Source organism: Sphingomonas sp. 2R-10 (assembly GCF_030062225.1).
Classification (GTDB): Bacteria; Pseudomonadota; Alphaproteobacteria; order Sphingomonadales; family Sphingomonadaceae; genus Sphingomonas.
The window spans coordinates 1-19,949 of the sequence record NZ_JASCXF010000062.1 but is presented as its reverse complement, the minus strand read 5'-3'; the positions used below and the strand labels follow the sequence as shown (position 1 = coordinate 19,949).

The 19,949-nt window shown below is 71.3% G+C and carries 11 protein-coding genes and 1 CRISPR repeat array; all 11 genes read right to left on the bottom strand.

Annotated elements, in window-relative coordinates; translation table 11 throughout:
* Positions 1 to 21: 21 nt before the first annotated feature.
* A CRISPR array of direct repeats spans positions 22 to 1,331; the repeat unit is 29 nt; unit sequence GGGATGATCCCCGCGGGTGCGGGGGAGAC.
* Positions 1,332 to 1,415: 84 nt separating this feature from the next.
* From cas2e to drmD, 11 genes are read right to left on the bottom strand one after another with little or no spacing between them, the layout of a single operon-like run.
* Positions 1,416 to 1,736, bottom strand: a complete 321-nt coding sequence (cas2e, locus tag QLH51_RS19100; RefSeq protein WP_125662459.1) for a type I-E CRISPR-associated endoribonuclease Cas2e — start codon at positions 1,734 to 1,736, stop codon at positions 1,416 to 1,418.
* Positions 1,736 to 2,638, bottom strand: coding sequence for a type I-E CRISPR-associated endonuclease Cas1e (cas1e, locus tag QLH51_RS19095; protein ID WP_125662470.1), 903 nt, complete (start codon positions 2,636 to 2,638; stop codon positions 1,736 to 1,738). Before cas1e ends, cas2e begins: the two co-directional genes overlap by 1 nt.
* Positions 2,638 to 3,405 (bottom strand): type I-E CRISPR-associated protein Cas6/Cse3/CasE, encoded by a 768-nt coding sequence (locus QLH51_RS19090; protein WP_164516252.1) that lies wholly within the window; start codon positions 3,403 to 3,405, stop codon positions 2,638 to 2,640. Before QLH51_RS19090 ends, cas1e begins: the two co-directional genes overlap by 1 nt.
* Positions 3,402 to 4,133: a type I-E CRISPR-associated protein Cas5/CasD gene (cas5e, locus tag QLH51_RS19085; protein ID WP_206429306.1), complete on the bottom strand. Its 732-nt coding sequence runs from the start codon at positions 4,131 to 4,133 to the stop codon at positions 3,402 to 3,404. The genes QLH51_RS19090 and cas5e overlap by 4 nt, the downstream gene beginning before the upstream one ends.
* A complete protein-coding gene (cas7e, locus tag QLH51_RS19080) occupies positions 4,130 to 5,365 on the bottom strand; it encodes a type I-E CRISPR-associated protein Cas7/Cse4/CasC (RefSeq protein ID WP_125662478.1) in 1,236 nt (411 codons plus the stop codon). The genes cas5e and cas7e overlap by 4 nt, the downstream gene beginning before the upstream one ends.
* 12 nt (positions 5,366 to 5,377) lie before the next feature.
* Complete coding sequence (casB, locus tag QLH51_RS19075) at positions 5,378 to 5,917, bottom strand: type I-E CRISPR-associated protein Cse2/CasB (RefSeq protein WP_125662481.1); 540 nt, start codon at positions 5,915 to 5,917, stop codon at positions 5,378 to 5,380.
* On the bottom strand, positions 5,907 to 7,445 hold the full coding sequence (locus tag QLH51_RS19070) for a type I-E CRISPR-associated protein Cse1/CasA (protein ID WP_164516253.1): 1,539 nt from the start codon (positions 7,443 to 7,445) through the stop codon (positions 5,907 to 5,909). The genes casB and QLH51_RS19070 overlap by 11 nt, the downstream gene beginning before the upstream one ends.
* A gap of 22 nt (positions 7,446 to 7,467) precedes the next feature.
* Positions 7,468 to 9,330 (bottom strand): DUF1998 domain-containing protein, encoded by a 1,863-nt coding sequence (gene drmB, locus QLH51_RS19065; protein ID WP_125662486.1) that lies wholly within the window; start codon positions 9,328 to 9,330, stop codon positions 7,468 to 7,470.
* Entirely contained in the window at positions 9,327 to 12,779 is a 3,453-nt protein-coding gene (gene drmA, locus QLH51_RS19060; protein ID WP_125662489.1) for a DISARM system helicase DrmA, read from the bottom strand. The genes drmB and drmA overlap by 4 nt, the downstream gene beginning before the upstream one ends.
* Positions 12,776 to 16,708, bottom strand: coding sequence for an Eco57I restriction-modification methylase domain-containing protein (locus QLH51_RS19055; protein ID WP_206429307.1), 3,933 nt, complete (start codon positions 16,706 to 16,708; stop codon positions 12,776 to 12,778). Before QLH51_RS19055 ends, drmA begins: the two co-directional genes overlap by 4 nt.
* Entirely contained in the window at positions 16,705 to 19,896 is a 3,192-nt protein-coding gene (drmD, locus tag QLH51_RS19050) for a DISARM system SNF2-like helicase DrmD (RefSeq protein WP_283514666.1), read from the bottom strand. Before drmD ends, QLH51_RS19055 begins: the two co-directional genes overlap by 4 nt.
* Positions 19,897 to 19,949: the final 53 nt, after the last annotated feature.

The following is a 19,949-nucleotide window of genomic DNA, read 5'->3' as shown; positions in this document are numbered from 1 at the left end:
GGGTCATGGGGTGGCCTTCTGGGGATGATCCCCGCGGGTGCGGGGGAGACGCCAGCATGATCGGCGTATCCGTCGTCACACAAGGATGATCCCCGCGGGTGCGGGGGAGACCATGGACATGATTGACGAGTACGAGGCTGCGCTGGATGATCCCCGCGGGTGCGGGGGAGACGATGTCCGCGCCGCGCTGACCTTGGCCGCACAGGGATGATCCCCGCGGGTGCGGGGGAGACCGCAAAGCTGCCAGTCTGCGAAGCCATCGCCAGGGATGATCCCCGCGGGTGCGGGGGAGACCGGTGCCACTCGTAACCGATACCGGCCAAGCGGGGATGATCCCCGCGGGTGCGGGGGAGACGATTCGCCGGATACGTCCCGGCCCAACCCGATGGGATGATCCCCGCGGGTGCGGGGGAGACCGCGACTGTGACCACGTCCGCCACGCTCTCCAGGGATGATCCCCGCGGGTGCGGGGGAGACTTTCCGCCGGACAGGTTGAACACGAACACGGCGGGATGATCCCCGCGGGTGCGGGGGAGACATCATCCGATCGTCGACATGCTGACCCCGGAGGGGATGATCCCCGCGGGTGCGGGGGAGACCCAAACTCGTCGGCGGCCGGTCACGGCGTTCTGGGATGATCCCCGCGGGTGCGGGGGAGACTCAGCAGAACGGCGTTCGCATCCGCTCGCCCCGGGATGATCCCCGCGGGTGCGGGGGAGACAAGTCGAGCAGGTCGAAGGCACGTTGGAGGTTGGGATGATCCCCGCGGGTGCGGGGGAGACCAGGGGGCCCGCATGACCTCCCCGCTGACCGCGGGATGATCCCCGCGGGTGCGGGGGAGACATCTCAGCATTCCACACGCCGTGCTGGCGAGGGGGATGATCCCCGCGGGTGCGGGGGAGACATCAACCTGTCATCCGCAGTCAGCGGCCTGCTGGGATGATCCCCGCGGGTGCGGGGGAGACGAAGATCAGCACCCGGTCACGGTGGATGCGCAGGGATGATCCCCGCGGGTGCGGGGGAGACAGCGGCCGGGGCAAACCCGTGAGCTTCGCCCCGGGATGATCCCCGCGGGTGCGGGGGAGACGCGGGCGCCGACGACAAGAAGGAGAAAGACGAGGGATGATCCCCGCGGGTGCGGGGGAGACCTCGATGCGGTGGAGTCGCTAACCGGCCGCGGGGGATGATCCCCGCGGGTGCGGGGGAGACCGCCGCGACCGGGTGAACGGGATCATCCCGACGGGATGATCCCCGCGGGTGCGGGGGAGACGTGAGTTCGTCGAGCGCCGCGTGGCCCAGCGACGGATGATCCCCGCGGGTGCGGGGGAGACTCTTGGGCGCAAGATGTTCAACTTGCTTGCCATGTCGGGGACATGGTTGCAATTCGACATTCTTCACGATGTCAAAGACGTGCCTCAGCCGGCCGGCTGTTGCGAGGCCGAGAGGGTGCGGCGGACCAGGAGGATGCCGTCGTGCGCGACGACGTCCTTGGGCGGTTCGCCGAGTACCGACAGGCCGAGCCCGCCCGCCGAGGCGGGTTCGGCCCAGCACATCACGATGCTGCCGCGGCGCAGGCGGCCATGCCATTCCTCGACCACCGCCCAGATGCGGCCGCGCACGCCCGCGCTCATCCGCGGCTGGGCATAGACGCCGGGCGCCAGTTCGAGCATCGCCGAGCCGAGGAAGCCGCGATAGCGGTCCTCGACGTCGCGGGTGATGACGACGGTCAGCGGCATCAGGTCGCCACCCCCGCACCCGTGTCCGCCGCAACCGCTTCACCGGGCATCAGCAGCGTCTTGATCCGGTCGATCATGCCCGGGATCACGCTGCGCTGGCGGAAGAGCAACGCCGCGCGCTTGCGCACCAGCCGCTCGATCGGGGCGGCACCGCGCCCGCGCGCCTCGCGCACCGCGCCGAACGCGATGTCGAGCAGCACGTCGTGGCGGTACAGGTCGGCGATGTCGAGCACGAAGCTCTGCCCCGAATCCTCATGCACGAAGCCCAGCTGCGGGATCGCGCCGGTCGCCGCCACCGCGACCGCGGCGGCGGCGGTCATCGCCGATCCGGCATGGTTGATCGCCTGGTTCGCGAGGTCGCCCGCCTCCGGGTTCTCGCGGTCGTAGCGGCGGCCGTTCCACACGATGCCGTGGCGCTCGGCGGCCATGACATAGGCCCGCTTGATCCGGGCGCCCTCCTGTCCGCGCAGCACGGTTATCTCGCGCGTGCGCACGATTTGTCCGAAGCGCATCGCGTACATGGCGCGCGCGGTCTCCATGCGCAGCTTCGGGTCGGACCAGCGCCGCACCTGCGCCCGCGCCAGCGCCGAACTGTCGGGCATCAGCGGCGGCGCGGTGTAGAAGCGGACCGCCCCGTCGCCGATCGCCGCCAGCGCACAGCCATGCCGCGCCAGCAGCCGCAGCGCATCGTGCGTTACGCTCGACCCCGGCCCCAGCAGCACGATCGAGATCGCATGATAGGGAATCTGGTAGTCGCCCGCGCCCAGCGTCCCGCCGCCCGCCGTCACGAAGCGGAGACACCCATCCTCCACCTCCAGCCGCCCGCGGTCGAGCCACACCAGCCCCTGCCGGTCGGCATGGGGTATCCGCGCCTTTTCGAGGCCGAGGCGCCCCGACAACATTACCCGCGGCCCGGCGGCGCGAGCAGCAACATGCCATAGCCGAACCCGCCATGCCGCCCGACGCCCCTGGCCAGCAGCGTGGCGAACGCGGCAGGATCGACGATGGTCAGCGTCCCGCCGATCAGCGCGTCGGGCCCCTCGACCCGGTGGGTGCGGCGCCCTTCGCTGCGATGGGTGTTGCGCAGGGTGCGGGTGCGGCGGAAGTGCCGGAGGTCGGCGTGATCGAGCGTCGCCGCAGCGGCGAGGCGCTTTGCCAGCCAGTCGGTATAGACCGCCGCGCGATCGACGGTATCGGGGTCGCCACCCGCGCGCGCGACCCGTTCGCGCGCGGCGGTGTGGGCGTCGATCTCGCCCGCGCCGGACAGCCAGCCGCCGTCCCGCCCGGTCCGCGCGGCGCGGACCGACTTGCCGAAGCGCACGACGGGCCGCACGCGGACCTCGAAACCGAAGCGCGCGCCTTCGCGCCAGCTTTCCGGCATGGGGCGCAGCCCGGGTTCGCCATCGAACAGCCCGTCTATCGCGGCATCGGGCGGCGGCAGCGCGGCGGCGTCGACGAACGCGGCGCGATCGTCGACATAGCCGAGCAAATGCGGACCCTTTTCATGATCCGGCAGAAAGCGGAACGGGCGCGGCGCGGCATCGCCGAAGCGGGCGGCAAGCGCGGCGTGAAGGGCATAGCCGAAATCCTCGTCGCTCAACCGCCGCGCCACCGCGAAGCCGGCCAGTGCACGGACATGGATGCCGATACGCGCGAGGTGAAGCGTCACGGCGTCACCCCCGGCCAGTCGAGCCGCCCGACTGTCACCCGGCGCAACCCGGCATGGACGCCGACGGGCCAGTGGCGTTCGTCGGTCAGTTCCTCCGTCTGTGTACCGTGTGTGACGACGCTGCCGGTCGGTTCGCCGAACGGCCATTGCGCACGGATCGAGGCGGGGCGGGGCAGCTTGATCTTGGTAAAGCCCAGCGCCAGCGCTTCAGGAATGGTGTTGGCCTCCACCACGCCCAACAGCAGCGGGTGCGACGGGACGAAGGGTTTCCGACCCAGGAAAAGCGGGCGTTCGGGGCGGGTCAGCGCCGCTGCCAGCATGTCGAGGGTCGGGGCGTCGTCGGCGGGCGACAGGCGGCAGGCGACGAGCACGCGGGCGTCGGCGTCCATGTCGCGGTAGCGGATGTGCGGCGATTTATAGGTGTCAGCACCGCCCGCGCGCCCCTCCACCCGGCCGCGCGTGGTCCAGCCGCGATCGTTCGCGCCGAGCTGTGCGGTCTGGAACTCGCGTTCGCGCCGCCCTTCGCGCACACGCGCTGATCCGATCGTCAGCCGCGCCTGCAACGCGGCATGGGCGTCGACGTCATGGCGTTCCCAGCCGAGCGCGTTGGCGAACAGCCCGGCAACCATCGATTTTGCCGGAAAATCGCGAACCACGCCGTAGGCATCGACCAGATCGCCGCCGAAGCTCATCAACGGCGCTTCGCAATCGAGCAGCAGGTGTTTCACGCGCGGGCGTCCCGCACGACTTGGCCCGCCCATGCGGCGAGTTCGCGCAGGCTGCCGGTGGCAATATTGGGCAGGGCAAGGTCGGGAAGGGCGGCGAGGCGGCGGGCCTCCCCGGTCTCGTACATCGTGTCTAGGTCGTGCAAATGCTTGGTCATCGCCTGCGCCGTGCGGTGGCCGAGTGAGTGGTTGGAGGTGCGATCCTTAGTAGCGATCGCGTCGCGAAAAGCGTTGGCGAGGGTGCGCGGTGGGCGGTCGCCGGCTTCGACCAGCACCAGTTCGGCGCGGCTATAGGGCGCGGTCGACCCCTTTTTCGCGCCGGGCGAGATTTCGGCGACTAGCTGGATCAAATTTTCTACGACCTGCGCTGCTAGCGCGCGGTCCTGATCCCCGGCCCAGTCGGGCCCGTCACAACCGGTGAGGTTCGACACTAGCAGTGGCACATCGACGACGACATATCCATAATACAGGCCGGAAGTCAGTTCGGTATCGAACACCCCGGCGGCACCGGCATCGTCCTCTTTCATGGGAAGATCGTCGACCACCGTGAAATAGTCGAGTTCGGTCTGTTCGGGATGGACGGTAAAAGCGTGCGCGACATGGATCGCCGCATCACGATTGGCGCGCGTATCGCTGGTCACCATGCGACCGAACAACGCGGCCTCAAGGCTGGAAGCAAGCGCGTTCTGTTCGCGCAGCTGTTTCAGGTTCCCCTTCTGATCGCGCTCTTTGACCCAAGCGTCGATCAGAGCCTTGGCTTCTTTGGGGTCTGCGGTCTGAGCCGCAACCGCTTCTGCCTGCTGGCGGAGATACTCGAGTTCATTGCGACCCAACAACAGCGCCTGTCGTTCTCGCACGCTGTTCGACGTTCCGTCGTATAGTTTCGACTTGTCGCCATAAATCGTCTTGAGGAAGGCAAGCTCGATGGCATCGACAAGCTCTTTCGAATGGGTCTGGCGCAGCCCGCCCGTGACGCGTTGTTCGATAGCGAACTTGCTGCGCAGCCCCTCAATACCGTTCTGCTTCGCCAATTCGTGTAGCGCGCGGGGATCGTTTGCCTTGCGCCAGTGCCGCTTCAGGCATTGCGACGACACACGGGTCCGCGTGGCGGTGCCGAACGGCAGGCGCTTGGCGAGGCCGGCATCGTCGCGGTTGAGCAGCGCGCCGGGCCATGCGGCGAGGAAATGGATCTGGATGAATTTCGGCACGATGCCGTCGGTTGCGGTGGTCGTCATGCAAAAATCCCCTCAGTTCGATTTGGCCTGCGCGGCATAATAGTGCCGCGCCATGCGCAGCCGGGCGGCGTCGGATTTGACCGGATCGCTGCCCAGCAGGTGATAGATGTCCCACAGGTTCACGGGCTTGCGCTCCCGCGACAGGATGCGGACGGCGAGCGCGAGCTGGTCGCCCAGCGCCTCCCCCCGGCTAGCGAGCAGGCGCAGCAGGCGCTTTTCCGAAAAGCCTGCTTCGAACAACGCAGCCCCGACCCCGCGCCGTTCGTCATGGGGGCGGAGGGCGGCGGTGCCCGACAACAGCCCGGCGAAATGACCGATCAGGCGCAACCGGGTCCAGTCGTCCTTGACCCGCGACTGCGGCACGTCCGCCCGGAGCAGCATCTTGATCGCGACGGCATCGGCGCCTGGCGACCTGGTCAGTTGCATGCGACGCAGCGCCGCGCGATCGCCGCTCGACATGCCGTGCGTCTGGCGCGAGATCGACGTCATCCAGTCGTCGGGTTTTTCAGCGGTCGCGGGGTCCGCGTTCGCGGCGGCGGGGTTACTCGCCATATTCGGCCTCCTCGACCCATTTCTTCATTTCATAGTGGAGCAGCGATCCGGCGCGGGCGCGTGCCGGGACCCGGCGGACCTCGGTTCCCGGTGCCGCTTCGGCGGCCACGTCGAACATGTCGCGGGCGATGTCGCGCAGCGTGACCCGCCACGCCATGCGCGGATTATCGGCCTCGCCCGATACTTCGGCCCAGAAGGGCGCGTCGAAGAAGATGGCGTCGACCGCTTCGTTGAAGCGGGCGAGCCAGCGTTCGGTCTTCTTCTTTGCGGAATCGTCGTCCAGCCGGGCGCGTTCGGGGCCGCCCTGCACCAGCGAGATCAGCGCGCGGCCGAGGCGGCGGCTGGCTTCGAAGCCTTCGTCGGCGCGCTTGCGGGCGACCTCGCCGATGCGCTCGATCGCGATCGGGCGCCCGTCGGCGTCGCGGCGCGCGCCATGGGTGCGGACGATGCGGCGGTGCAGCCCCTCGGTCTTGCCCTGACCGCGCACCAGCGCCGCCGCGACGATCGACAGCCCGTCGCTGTCGTCGGCGGGGTCGGCAGCGGCGAGCATCGGCAGCGTGATCTTTGCCTTGTCGAGCAGGTTCGCCATCTGGCGATAGCCGAAGCCCGCGCCGGTCGGCGTGTGGCTGGTCGATCCGTCGGCCTTCATCGGCGCCCAAGGGTCCAGCGTCCGGCCCTTCAACTCGCCGGCGGCGACGCGGGCGCATTTGGAGCCGGCGGCCAGCGCCTCGATCCCGGCCGGCGTACGGCGCAGGCGCACCCGGCGGCAGATCTCGACATAGAGTTCGTCGAGCGTGCCATAGTCGAGCGACAGCGTGCCGTCCCACGGCACGGTCCACAGCAGCGCCGTGCCGGTGCGGCGATCGGGGCGGGCGCGGGCATCGGCGACGAGCCGCGCGACGTCGCGCCGGAACGCCTGCGCCGCGCCGCCCGCCGGGCGGATGCCGAGGCTCATGCGAGACGCGAACCCGCCATTCATCCGCGAGATGCCATAGTTGCCCGCACCCAGAAAACCTTCGGTGGTCTGCAACGTGACCAGCGCGAACAGCCAGTCCTCGTCGCTTGCCGCCACCATCCGCTCCTGCTTCAGGTCGTGATTCTTGGCGGTCACCAGCATGTCGAGCGCATCCGGCGTCGGCAGGCGGTTCCGGTACGCCGCCCTGTCCCCCGGCGCGATGGTCGGCGGCTGGAGCAGCGCGGGCTTCGACCAGTCGTCGACGACCAGCTCCCACGCGTGCGGGCTGTCGGGGGTGAGGGCCAGCAGCAGGTCGCGCCACGCCACCTCGCCTGTTGGCAGCGCATCGGTGCCGGCATGGATCAGCGCGAGCGCGGCGACCTGAACCGTGAAGGCGTGCCACGGCTCGCGCTGGTGCGGGCGCAGCGCGGAAAAGCTCCACGCCTGCCCGTCCGCCAGCGCCGCGAACGCCGCGAACAGGGTGCCGCGCTGCGGCTCGCCGCGTTCGTCCTGCCAACCGATCATCTGCCCCTCCACCGGGCGCAAAGGTGCCCGATCGACGGCGCGCGTCAAGTCCGGACGGTCGATTATCCGCTCAGCCACCGAACAACGCCGCCGCACCGGTCAGGATCGTCGGGGCGGTGAGCGCCCGGTCGAGGTAGAGGTTGCGCGCCTCGCACGATGTCTCGGCGACCAGCAGGCAGCTGTGGCAGGCGGCACCGCTCAGCGCGCGTTCGTCGATATGGTCGTCGGGATCGTGTTCGGCGCAGATCGGATCGCCCGAACACAGCGCCAGCCGGTCGAGCGCGCGTTCGGCGATGGCGCCGAGGCGGGGGAGGACGGCGACGAGTCCGCCCAGCGTCCCCTGCGATCCGGTGGAGGCGGTGTAGAGCAGCAGGCCGTAGCGCGGGCCGTCCTCGTCGACGACGGCGTAGAGGCGTTCCTTGAGCGCGGTGGCGGGGTAGCCGCAGTCGAGCGCGATCTCGTTCATCAGCGCGTGAGAAAAGCCGTGCATCGCGTAATAGGCGAGGTTGGGGAAGCGCAGCTTGTCGCCATGCGCCTGTGTCGTGCTCCAGCGTTCCCAGCCATTGTAGAGCGCCTCGCCGCGCGCGACGACGGCCGGGCGCGAGAGCCAGGCGGCGATGGCGTGTGGGTCGAAGCGCAGGAAGATGCCTTCGCCCAGCTGCTCGACCGCGGGGAGCCAGTCCAGCTCGCTGGCAAGGGCCGCGCCCTCGACCGCGATGTGCAGTTCCTCGAGGTCGCCGTCGATCGCGGTGGGGGCGGCTTCGAAGCGGGTGAAGCCGTAGAGGCAGGCGACCTCGCGCAGGCGGTGGACCGCGACGACGGAGGCGATCGGCGACAGGCGGGGGCGGTCGCCGTCCCACTGGTCGCGCCTCAGGGTGCGGGCGAACAGCCGGGCGTCGGGGGTGTCGGCGCCGATCTCGGGCAGGCCGGAGGCGAGCAGGTCGAACTCGGCGACCTTGGGCGCTTTGGCCAGCGTCAGGTGGCCGGTCGCGCGCAGCTGCGCCACGCGGGCGACGACCTCGGCATCGCTCCACCCCGCCAGCGCGGCGCGCAGGGGCGGGTTGGCGCGGCGGGCCATCGCCACCTCCGCCGCGGTCGTGACCCAGTCGATCGCGTCCATCTGCGCCTCGACCAGCCGGGTCAGCTCGTCCTCGGCGGCGGGGAGCGAGATGACGGTCAGCACCTGCGGGAAATAGGCGTTGGTCGCGGTGCGGGTAAGGAAGCGCAGGTTCTCGCCGCAGTCGGTCGGCTCGTCGCGGTTCAGCCACGGGCGGCGACCGCGGCACTTGCCGAAACGCCCGTCGGCCTGCGCATCGCGCAGCGACAGCGCGGCACCGCAGCCGCACACGATGCGGGTCGAGGCGGGATCGCCCGAGGTCCCCCGCTCCTCCAGCCACAGCGGCTGGAGGCAGCGAACGCCCAGATCGACATGGACGGCATAGCCCCAGTCGATGTCCTGCAAATGCCCCTTGTGACATCCGGCGACGAAACGGATCGGGGTGACGGGCAGCCGTCGCCCGTCCTCGTCGACGAAATCGGCCCGGCCGCGCGGGTTCAGGTCCTGCCAGCGCACCAGCCGGCGGCGGCGGATGTCGCCCATAGCCTCGCCTTCGCGTGCGACGAACCATGCCGGGAAGATGCGCGCCTCGATCCCCGGTGGTTCGCCGGTGGCGCTGCGCCCCTCGTCATGCGCGGGCGGGGTGCGCAGCGTCAGGCGGACGTCGTCGCCCAGCCGGTGGGTGGCGCGCAGCAGCGTCTCCAGCACCGCGACGGCACGCGGTTCGTGGATCGTGCGCCAGCTGCCGCGTTCGCGCATGTGCCACAGGTCGAGCCCGCCGATGACGACCGACCGGGTCGGCAGGTCGACCATCGCACCGGGACCGAAACCGAACACCAGTTGCGACTGGCGCAGCGTGATGCGCTTGTTGCTCATGCCATGTCTCCCGCGCCGGTCACTTTCTCGCCGCCGGGGCCGCGCGGCTTGACCAGCACGCCCGGTTCGACGTCGCGCATGCTCCATCCCGCCTGGAACCGGCGATGCGCGGGGGAGAGGTTGTCGAGCACGGGGTCGAGCGGCGGGTTCAGCAGCCGTTGCGGCCGGTCGTCATAGCTGAAGCGGCCGCCGGCCTGCACCTGTTCGCCGGCGATCGCGACCCAGTCGTCGAGCAGCCCCCCGATCGTTGCCGCCAGCCGGTCGCGACCGCCATCGATGCCGGGCGGCGCGCGGTCGACCAGATGCGCGACCACCGCCGCGCGGGTCGCCGGGGCATTCGCCAGCGCCGCGACCGCACCGGACGGCGTCAGCGCCGGGTCGAGATGCCGGGCGATCGCCACCACCACGGCGGCAAGCGACCGGTCGAGCGCGCGCGCCGACCATGGCGTCACGCTGGTCGCCTCCACCGCGCGATAGAAGGTGTCGTGGAAATGGGTGAATTGTTCATAGTGCATCCGGTCGCGCGGACGGTGGATGTTGAGCACCACCGCCACCAGCCCGGGGCGCGCCGGGTTGCGGCCGACTCGGCTGGTCGCCTGGATATATTCCGCCGCCGTCTTGGGCTGGCCCTGCACCAGCATCAGCCCCAGCCGGTCGATATCGAGCCCGACCGAGATCATGTTGGTCGCCAGCGCCACGTCGACCGGTTCGGCTCCATCGCCCCCGGCGTCGCCGTCGAACCGCGCCTCCAGCCGCCGCTTGGCCGCCGCGACCTGATCGGTCGACACGCGCGAGGTGAGTTCGACCGGCTCGCGTAAGGGTCGGTTGCCGAAGGGGCGGTCGGCAGGCTCGATCCGCCGCCGCCGGTCGCCATAGTCGGCGAGGCGCGCGGCGACTTCGTCCTCGACGATGCGCCGCGCGCCGCCCAGTTCGCGCAGCGCGTTGAAATAGCAGAGCGCGGTGCGATAGGCGTCGGCATCGCCGTCGCTGTCCGCCAGCCCCTGTGCCGCGGCGAGCAGCGTCACCAGCGCCTGCAGGAACACCAGCTTCGGCCCACGCCCCGATGCGGCGATGCCGACATACCAGCGCGCCGGGTCGTCGGCGCTTTCGGGGCGGGTCTGCGCGAAAAAGCTGTCGCGGCGGTCGATGCCCGGTGGCGGAAAGATATGGGTCGCATCGCGATCGAACAGCGCGCGGATCTGGTCGCGGGCACGCCGCACCGTGGCGGTCGAGGCGACGATCTTCGGCCGGACGCGCTGCCCGCCGATACTGCGCGCGGCGAGGCCGTCGATCGCCGCCTCGTACAGCCCGGCGACGGTGCCGAGCGGGCCGGAAATCAGGTGCAGTTCGTCCTGCACCACCAGGTCGGGCGGCGACAGGCGGTGGCCGTTGTCGAGCGGCCGCCCGCGTCCGGGCTCCGCCGCGCCGTAGAATCCGTCGTCGTCGGCGCGGTCGACATGGCCGAAGAACGCTCCCGCCGCGCCGTTCCACGGCAGCGCGGCGAATTTGTCGACGGTCGCGATCAGGAAGGCGGGCAGGCGGCGATAGATCGCCTCGTCCACGCTCACCACCGGCAGCGCGCGGTCGCCGGTGAACGGGCAGGCGTGGTTGACGCAGCGCAGTTCGAGGTTGGTCGGCGCGTCGGCATTGGGCACGCAGCGGAAGCTCTGCGGGGTGAAGGCGGTGCCGCACCACGGACATGCCTTGATCGGGGCGGGGGCGCGGGTGTCGCGGCCGCTGGTATAGGCGCGGACGCGCCGGACCGCCGTCCCCTCGCTGCGGTCGCCGCGCCGCCCCAGCCGGTTGGGGCTGGCGTCGGAACCGACCCACAGCCCGATCTCGATCGGCCAGTCGCCGAGCAGCGGGCGACCGGCCGCGTCGCGATAGTCCGGCCCGGTGCGCAGCAGTTCGAGCGCGCAGACGAGGCCGGCGGCGCGGCCGAGCTGGTCGAGGGTCAGCAGCCGCAGCGTGTAGCGCATGATGACCGCGACACCGGCGCCCAGCACCCCGTCGGCCCCCAGCCGCCGCAGCGCGATGGTGAAGGCGGCGAGGCCCAGATACGCCTCGGTCTTGCCGCCGCCGGTCGGAAAGAACAGCAGGTCGGCGGCGTCGCGATCGGGATGGGTCGGATCGGCCATCGCCGACAGGTTCAGCAGCAGGAACGCCAGCTGGAACGGGCGCCATGCCGGCGTCGTGTCGGACGGGCGGCGCGCGCGAGTGGCGTCGGCGACGGCGCGGTTGGCGATGCCGAACGCGCGGCGGACGAGGGGGTCGTCGGCCAGCAGCGCGATGCCGGCGGCGATCCGGGCGCATGCTTCCTCCTGCGCGGCGATCAGCGTGGCGGCGGTGCGGGCGCGTTGCGGGGCGTCGGCGAGGTCCGCCGCCGCGGTGCGCTGTCCGGACGACCATGCGTCGTAGGCGGTGAGCAGCGGGGCGAGCGCGGCCTGAAGCGCATAGCCGTCCTCCGCCAGCGCGGCGAGCCGGTCCATGCCGAATTCGGCACCGGCGACGGCGGTCGCGACGGTGCGTTCGACCGCGGCATGGGGCAGGTGGGTGGTGTGGACCCGCCGCACCATGCCGTCGGCATCGGCGACATGGCCGGTCGCGCAGCCCAGCCCGACGGCATAGGCGGCGGCGTCGCGATAATGCAGGTCGGCGAGCTGGTCGTCCCAGTCGTCGCGGGCGATGCGCGACAGGTCGTGCTGCGCGACGAAGCCGTCGCCGCAGCCGAGCGACAGGCGCACCTGATAGGCATGGGCGAGGTCGCGGTAGCGCGGCGCGGGCTCCAGCCGTTTGTTGACGAGGAATATCGTCACGACCTGCACGATCCGTTCGGCCCCGCTGGCGAGGCGCAGCGCGAAGGGGCGCGCACGCACCGCCAGTTCGAGCGCGCCGCCGGGCCGCGCGGTCGCCGACGATCCGGGAATCGCGGTGCGTTCGATCCCCGCTTCGTCGGCGGGGATGGCGAGCGTCAGCATCGCGCTGCGCGGAACCCGGCGCCAGCCGACCGGGCCGCCGTGCGGATCGCCGCCGCCGTCGAGGATTTCGGGCGGCAGCGGCGGTTCGGGCACGTAATCGCCCCAGTCGACCGTGACGTCGAGCGTGCGCACGTCCGGCGCGACCATCGCCGACAGCCCGATCGTGCTGGGCAGGAAGCGACGGCGCGCGGGCGGGGTGTCGGGTTCGTCGTGATCGCCCGCCGCCCCGCCCGCGCCGAAGCCCTCGTCGGTCAGGAAGCCGTCGATCTCGTCCCATTCCGCTTCCCCGGCGGCGGGGGTGTCCGTCGTCAACTCGCCCGACGGGGCGATGAACCCCGCCAGATACCAGCGCGATGGCGCCTCGCCCGGGGGCAGGCGTTCGGTGGCGAGGTCGGTGTCGTCCGGCCCCGGCCCGATCAGGTTGCGCCGCAGCCGCGCCACCATTTCGCTGCGCACCCGTGTCGCGTTCATCGCATCCGCTCCTGTCGTGCGCGTTCCCCGTTCAGCAACAACAACCGCCCGAGCACCGCATCCCGGAACGCCGCCGGCCAGAACAGGCGGTTTCGATAGCGGTGGTCGTCTTCCTGTTCGGCATCGAGGAATACGGGCGCGGCCTGTTCGGCGAGGTCGTCCCAACCATAGGCGGCCAGCACCGCGCGATCGATCGCATCGTGCAGCGTGCGCAAGCGGGTGATGTCGGGGGCGGTATCGCCCTTGCGGTGGAAGCGGTTGTAGGTCGGGGTCATGCCCTGTCCGCGCGCGACCATCATGTCGGCGCGGTGGTCATGACAGGCAGCGCCGGCGGCTTCGAGCGCGGGGGCGTCGTCGAAGCCGGGGGGCAGGGGGAAGGTTTCGAAACAGTCGGAGGGGGTGTAGCGCAGGCGTTCTTCCAGCGTGGATGCGAAGAAGCGGGTCCAGACCTCGTGGACGCGCGACTGAAGCGTCGCGAACGCGGCGTGGGAGGACAGGGCGAAGATCGCGGTCGTGTGCGAAAAGGTCGCATCCGACGTCCGGCGTGCGAAGGCGACATGCGGTGTCGCGCCGCAGTTGATCGCCAGCACATGGCTGAGGGGCGCAATCGTCCGGTATAGTTCGGGACGATTGCGCAGGAAGCGCCACCACAGGCGCTGCCCGTTCAGGTCGTCCTGCAACAGCCGTTCGGGCCGAACCCGGTCGGCGACGATCGCCAGCAGGTCGGGCCAGTCGGCCGCCACCGGCCCCGGATAATCGACTGCGACCTCGCCCAGCCGTAGCTGTCGCGCGCGTTCGTCCGGGGACAGCCGGTCCCAGCTTTCGCCCACGACCGAGCGCGCTACAGGCATGTCGCCGAAATCGATGACGTAGCGGTGGTGCGCGAAGTTCGGGGAGTTGTTGATCTCCTCGCCGCCCAGATACGGTTTGATGATCGACCGATTGGAAGGATCGGCTGCTGTCAGGCGGACCATGTCTGCAAGCGGCGTCGCCTTCCCGCGTGCGGCGTTCACGTCGTCGAACGTGAAACCCATGCCGAGCAGAAACGACCCGATGAAGGAGATGCCGGCATTCGCCCGCAGCGTGGCCGGTACGCCGTCCAGATCCCCCTCCATCAGATGAGCCGAAATCCGCCGGACCGGGCGCCCGTCCAGCACGGGTGGCGCGTCGTCGGTCCCGCCGCGGCGCACGAACACCTGCGCGACCACCACCGCCGCCTCGCCCTCCCACACGTGGCGGCTGACCGCGCGGTAGATCGTGCCGCGCTCGGCGAGGATGCGCATCAGGCCGCTGTCGCGGGTGTCGCCCTGGCGGATGGTGTTGGTCGCGATCAGGCCGAACGCGCCGCCGTCGCGCAGCAGGCTGTAGGCGCGGCGAAAGAAATGCGCGGCGAGATCGGCATTGCCGTGCGTGTCGGCGTGCAGCGTCTTGAGCCAGTCGCCATAGCCCGGCGCGTGGCCCGCCCTGATCGTGTTCTTGCCGGCGAAGGGCGGGTTGCCGATGATCGCGTCGAAGCCGGGATTGGGACGGGTGAAGACGTCCTCGAATTCCAGTTCCCAGTGGAACGGGCGGATGCCGATCGGCGCGGCGTGCAGCGCGTCCTGCCATGCCGACAGCTGCGCCCAGCTGGCGGGACCGGGGGAGAGCACGCATTGCTGCACCTCCGCCAGCCGGGCGGCGCGGTCGCGGGCCCCGGCGCCGGTGAAGAACGACCACAGGATCGCGTCGGCGACCAGATGCGCGCGCGCCAGCGCGGTGGTCGCGGCGCGGTGGCGGCGTTCCTGCGCGGCATAGGGCGCGATCTCCGCCTCCTGCCGCATCAGCCGGCGCAGTTCGGCGGCGGCGTCGATCCCGTCGCGCACGATCGCCTCGACGAAGCTGTGCTGGCCCGACACCTGGTCCCACGTCACCGCGACGATCTTGGGGTTCGGCAGCCCGACCAGGCTGTCGCCGCAGCGCAGCACCGCGTCGAGGAAGGTGAATTCGTGCGCGCTCGCCAGCGTCTCCAGCCACAGCGACAATCGGGCGAGGTCGATCGCCAGCGGATTGCGGTCGACGCCGCGCAGGCAGTGCTGCGCCACCAGCCGCTTCGCGTGGAGCAGTTCGTCCTCGTCCGCCGGGATCGTCGGGCGTTGTGCTGGCCAGCGGCTCCATGCCTCGACCAGCCGCTCGCCCAGCTGGCGGCACGCCTCGACCAGGAACGCGCCCGACCCGGCGGCGGGGTCGCAGACCTTGAGGTCGAGCACCTCGCCCGGCCCGGCATCCGCCCCGATGCGGGCGAAGGCGGGGGCAAGGGCGTGGGCGACGATCGGGCGGGTCAGGGTCGGCGGGGTATAGTGGCTGCCGGTGCGGCGGCGCTCGTCGGTCGGTTGCAGGATCGGCGTGCCCGGCCCTACGGGCACGGCACGCGGGCAGGCGCGCGGGTCGGCGAGCGGCGCGAGCGCGGTGGCGAGCGCATCGGCATCGGTGGCGCAGCGCAGCGCCTTCGCGACGGCGGCCGGCCAGACGCTGCGCCCGGTATCGGCCTTCAGCTGCTTCTCGCGCTCCGCCCCGGCGACGCCCGCCAGCGCGGTCAGGTCGACCCATACCGGCACCCGGTTGCCCTTGCCCGCGCGGATCGCCAGCATCGGCCCCGCCGCCCGTTCGACGGTGAAGCCCATCACCGTCTCATAGACCGACCCGATCTGTTCGACGCTGAGCGCGCGATAGGCGATGCGCTCGCCCCGGTCGATCAGCAGGCCGTCGAGCACGCGCAGCACGCAGCCGTCGCCGACCGGCAGCACGCGCTCCGCATCGCCCGCCGCCGCGCGACCGAGCAGGAAGGGAAAGGCGTGCTCGCTGAACAGCGTGCCGCCGCGCGCCTGCATGAACCCCGACGGATCGCCGCGATCGACCAGCCGGAACAGCGCCAGCAGCCGCCCCCAGCTCCCACGCCGTTCGTCCATCGTGTCGGGATAGAGCGCGGCGTCGTCGCGCAGCCGCAGGTGGAGCGCGCCCAGCGCATAGCCCTGTTCGTACAGCGCCGCCGCGGTGCCGCCCGGCGTCGAGGGCATCAGCGCGCGATCCTCGGCATAGAGGATGAAGATCAGCCGCAGCAGGACGGTCAGCAGCCCTTCGTAGAGATGCTGCGGCCGCTCCGCCGCCAGCCGCCGGATGCGCTCCGGATCGGCGGCGTCGAGCCCGCGCAGCAGTTCGTGCAGGCTGGCGAGCACCTGTCCCGCCAGCCGCGACGACACGTCCGCCTGTGCCGCGCGGCTTTCCGCCAGCAGCGCGGGCAGGCGGTGCGTCGGCGGGCCGGTGAACAGCGCATGGGCGTCGAGCAGCAGCTTCATCCCCGCCAGCATCGTCCGCCCCGACGTTTGGACCAAGGCGTTCAGCGGCCAGCTCATATGCCCCGACACCTCGCCACGCGGGGCGACGACCAGCCGCAGGACCGGTTCGACCGTCGCGCCCTCGCGCCGCCCGGTCTCGCGCGCGCCGACGATCACGCCCGCGCCGACCCCGGTCTCGCGCAGCAGCCGTTCGAAGCGTTGCTGCGCCGTCGCCTCCCACCCGTCCAGCGTGCCGCGCCGGTCGAGGATCAGTCCCGGCGCCTCGATCCGCACCAGCAGCTGCGGCGTGCCGTCGGCGTCCAGTACCGCCCAGTGCGGTTCGAGCAGCAGTTCCTGTTCGGGAAAGGCGACGCGCAGCGCATCGGGCAACGTCGGGCCACCCGGCGCCCCCGCCACCCGGTCGGGCACCCAGCCGAGTATGTCGCGGAAGAGGGTCCAGCGGTCGTCCCCCGCCAATGCCGCCGCGACCGCGCTGCCGTCAGCGGCGGTCTGCGGCGTGACACATGCGCCGATCCGGGTGAGGGCAGCGGGCGCCACCACCAGCCCGACCGGTTGCAGATAGCCGATCCAGTCGTGCGGGCCGGAACCGTCGCTCATGCGGCGGGCCACAGATAGACGAGGCCGATCGGCTCGATCCGGCTGGCCTGTAGCCGCGCGGCGGCGCGCAGCCGTTCGGGTTCGCGGACCAGTTCGTCGTCGAGCCGGGTGGCGGTCCGCTCCCACGAGCGGCGATCGGCGGCGCGTTGCCGTTCCTCGGCGGAATCGAGCAGCAGGCTCAGCTGGCTGTCGTCGCTGCCGCGCTCGCGCTGGATGCGGGCGATGCGTTGTCGGAGCAGCGTTTCCAGCCCCTGCGCCTCGGCAGCGGCACGGCGGGTCAGTTCGCTTGCGACCTTGGCCAGCCGTGCCGCTGCGCGTTCGGTCAGGATCGGGCGCAGGTCGGCGACGTCGCGGGTGGCGCCGGCGGTGGTGCGGCGGATCGTGTCGGGGTCGGCGTCCTGCGCATCGCGCAGCGCGGCGAGCAGTTCGTCGAGCACCCGCGCCTCCGCCTCGCGCCCTTCGGCCAGCGCGCGCAGCGGCGCGTCGCCCGCCTCGCGCGGACGCCAGTCGGCGGCGACGCTCAGCACCTCCTCGTGCAGCCGTGCCGCCTGTTCGCCGTACAGGGCGAGGCGGCCGAGCAGCACGACGCGCGGCGTGGCGGTGGTCGCGGTGCGGATGACGCAGCTGCGCTCAAGCCCCTGCCGGAACCCCGCCGAGAGGAACCGTCCGAGCAGCCGCCGCACCAGCCGGTGTTCGAGATGCAACTGCACGACCCCGCCGGCATCGCGCCCGTCGGGCAGGATGGCAGGCGCGAAGCTGACCTGCCGCACCGCCGCATCGGTACTGGCGCGCCATTCGTGGGGGCGCTCACCGGGGCGGGGCGGGCGGGCGCGCAGATCGTCGAGCAGCGGCGTCCAGCCGGGGTCGCCGGCGAAGCGCGCGGTGTCGAGCGTGAAGACCGGCGTGTCGCCGACCGCGGTGGGCATGGTCCAGTCGCCGCCTGCACGGTCCAGCGCCAGCGCGACGACCGACTGCAACTCGCCCGGATCGACGCCGACCCGCGCCCGCGCCTTATCGAGCGCCTGTGCCAGATCGGCCTGTTCGCGCCTGAGCCGGGCAAGGCGCGCGGCGGCGCCGTCGTCGAGGTCGCGGACGGCGGCGGCGACCTGCGCATCGGCTTGTGCCGACCGGATGCGATCGGCGATGTCGCGTGCCGCCGCCCGGTCGATGCCGTTCGCCAGCCGCCCGGCGATCCGGTCGCCCAGCACCTGTCCCGCCGATCCCAGCTGGCGTCGGATCAGCTCGGTCTTGCGCACCAGCGCGTCGAGCACGACGTCCTCGGGGCGCTGCGCGTACACGAAATAGCGGCAGGTGACGGTGTCGGCGGGTTGCAGCTTGCGGTCGATCCGCCCGTTGCGCTGTTCCAGCCGCGACGGGTTCCATGGCAGGTCGACATGGATCAGGTCGTGGCATTGTGATTGCAGGTTGATGCCTTCGCGCGCGGCGTCGGTGCAGATCAGGATGCGAAGCGGGTCGGCGGGATCGTTGAACGCGCGCTTGATCGCGTCGCGCCGCTCGGTCGAGGTGATGCCGGTGAAGCTGTCGATCCGCCGCGCTTCGTGGGCATCGGCCGGGTCGAGCAGCACCGACAACTGCCGCTGCAACCAGCGGCGGGTATCCTCATATTCGGTGAACAGGATCAGCCGCCGGTCGCGCCAGCGCCCCTCGCCGTCGAGCAGGTGGGTCGTGGCCCAGTCGAGCAGCCAGCACACCCGCGCATCGGGGGCGGTGCGCGCCGCGTCCGCCCGTGCGAGCATCGCCAGCACCTGTTCGCGCTCGGCGGAAAGCTGGCGGGGAAGCGCACCGGCGGCACCGTCGATCGCGGCGGCTTCGGCGCGGGCGGCATCGCGCCGGGCCAGCCGATCGAGTGCGGCATCCTCCTCCGCGATCGTCTCGGGTGCGTCGGGTAGGTCGGGCGTGGCGGTCGCGGCGGCGGCCCCGGCAATGGCGCGGTCGAGCCCGGCCAGATGGACGCGCAGCGTGCGGGCGAAGGCGGCGACCGACGACAACAGCCGCTGCTGCAACCCGACGAACGCCAGCCGCGCCCGCGCCGCCTGTGCCGGGGGCAGCGCGGCGATCCGCCCCTCGCGCAAGGTGCGATAGTCGGCCAGCATCGCCGCCAGCACCAGTTCGGGCGTGTCGTCGGGCAGGTCGGCGAGCACGACGGGTTCGACCACGCGTTCCGGAAAGCGTTCGCCCAGCGCGCGCAGGTCGCTTTTCAGCCGGCGGACCATGACAGGTTCGAGATCGGCGGGCCGCACCTGTACGCCACGGGTGAAGCGTTGCGGGTCGAGCAGTTCGAGCAGCGTCGCGAAGCTGTTGGGGTGGCCGTTGTGCGGCGTGGCCGACAGGAACAGGCGATGTTCGAACCGGTCGGACAGGTCGCGAAGGCTCCGCGTGAACTGGCTTTCGATCGCATAGCGTCCGCCGCCCGCAGGCGCGGCATGGTGCGCCTCGTCGAGGATCAGCAGCGAGCGGGCACGGAAATCCTCCAGCACGTCGCGCAGGCCCGCGACGTAATTCTCGTCGCCGAGCAGCCGGTGCGACAGGATGAAGCGCGATCCCGCCGCCCACGGGTTCGCGCCATAGCCACGGCGGCGGCGCAGCTGTTCGAGGTGGCGGGCATCGACGATGTCGAAGGCGAGGCCGAACTTGCTCTGCAATTCGTCGCGCCACTGTCCGGCCATCGCCGCCGGGGCCAGCACCACGGTATAGTCGACCCGACGGCGCAGCAGCAGCTCGCGCAGCACCAGCCCGGCCTCGACCGTCTTGCCCAGCCCCACATCGTCGGCGATCAGCAGGTTGACGCGCGGCAGGCGCAGCGCCTTGCGCAGCGGGAGCAGCTGATAGGGGTCGAGCCGGATGCCGGCGCGAAACGGTGCTTGGAACAGGTCGCGTTCGGCGGCGGTCGCGGTGCGCCAGCGCACGGTGCGCAGATAGGCGGAAAAGGTCGCCGCATCGCCGCCGCCCGCGCCGCCTTCGCTGCCGAGCGACGCCCATGCCTCTTCGTCATGCAGCCGGGCATCGACTTCGGCGCTCCACAGCACGCGCGCATCCTCGCCGCTGGCGTCGTCGTCGATACAGGCGAGGCGATGGCCGTCGAACGGACCGTCGGGCTGCGCCTCGACCATCCACAACCGTCCGCGCAGCGACACGAACTGTCCGACGCCCGGCTGGGGCATGCGCATCCGACTGGCCATGGCGTGTCGCTCCTCCCCGTTCGTGGCGCACAGGGTGGGGG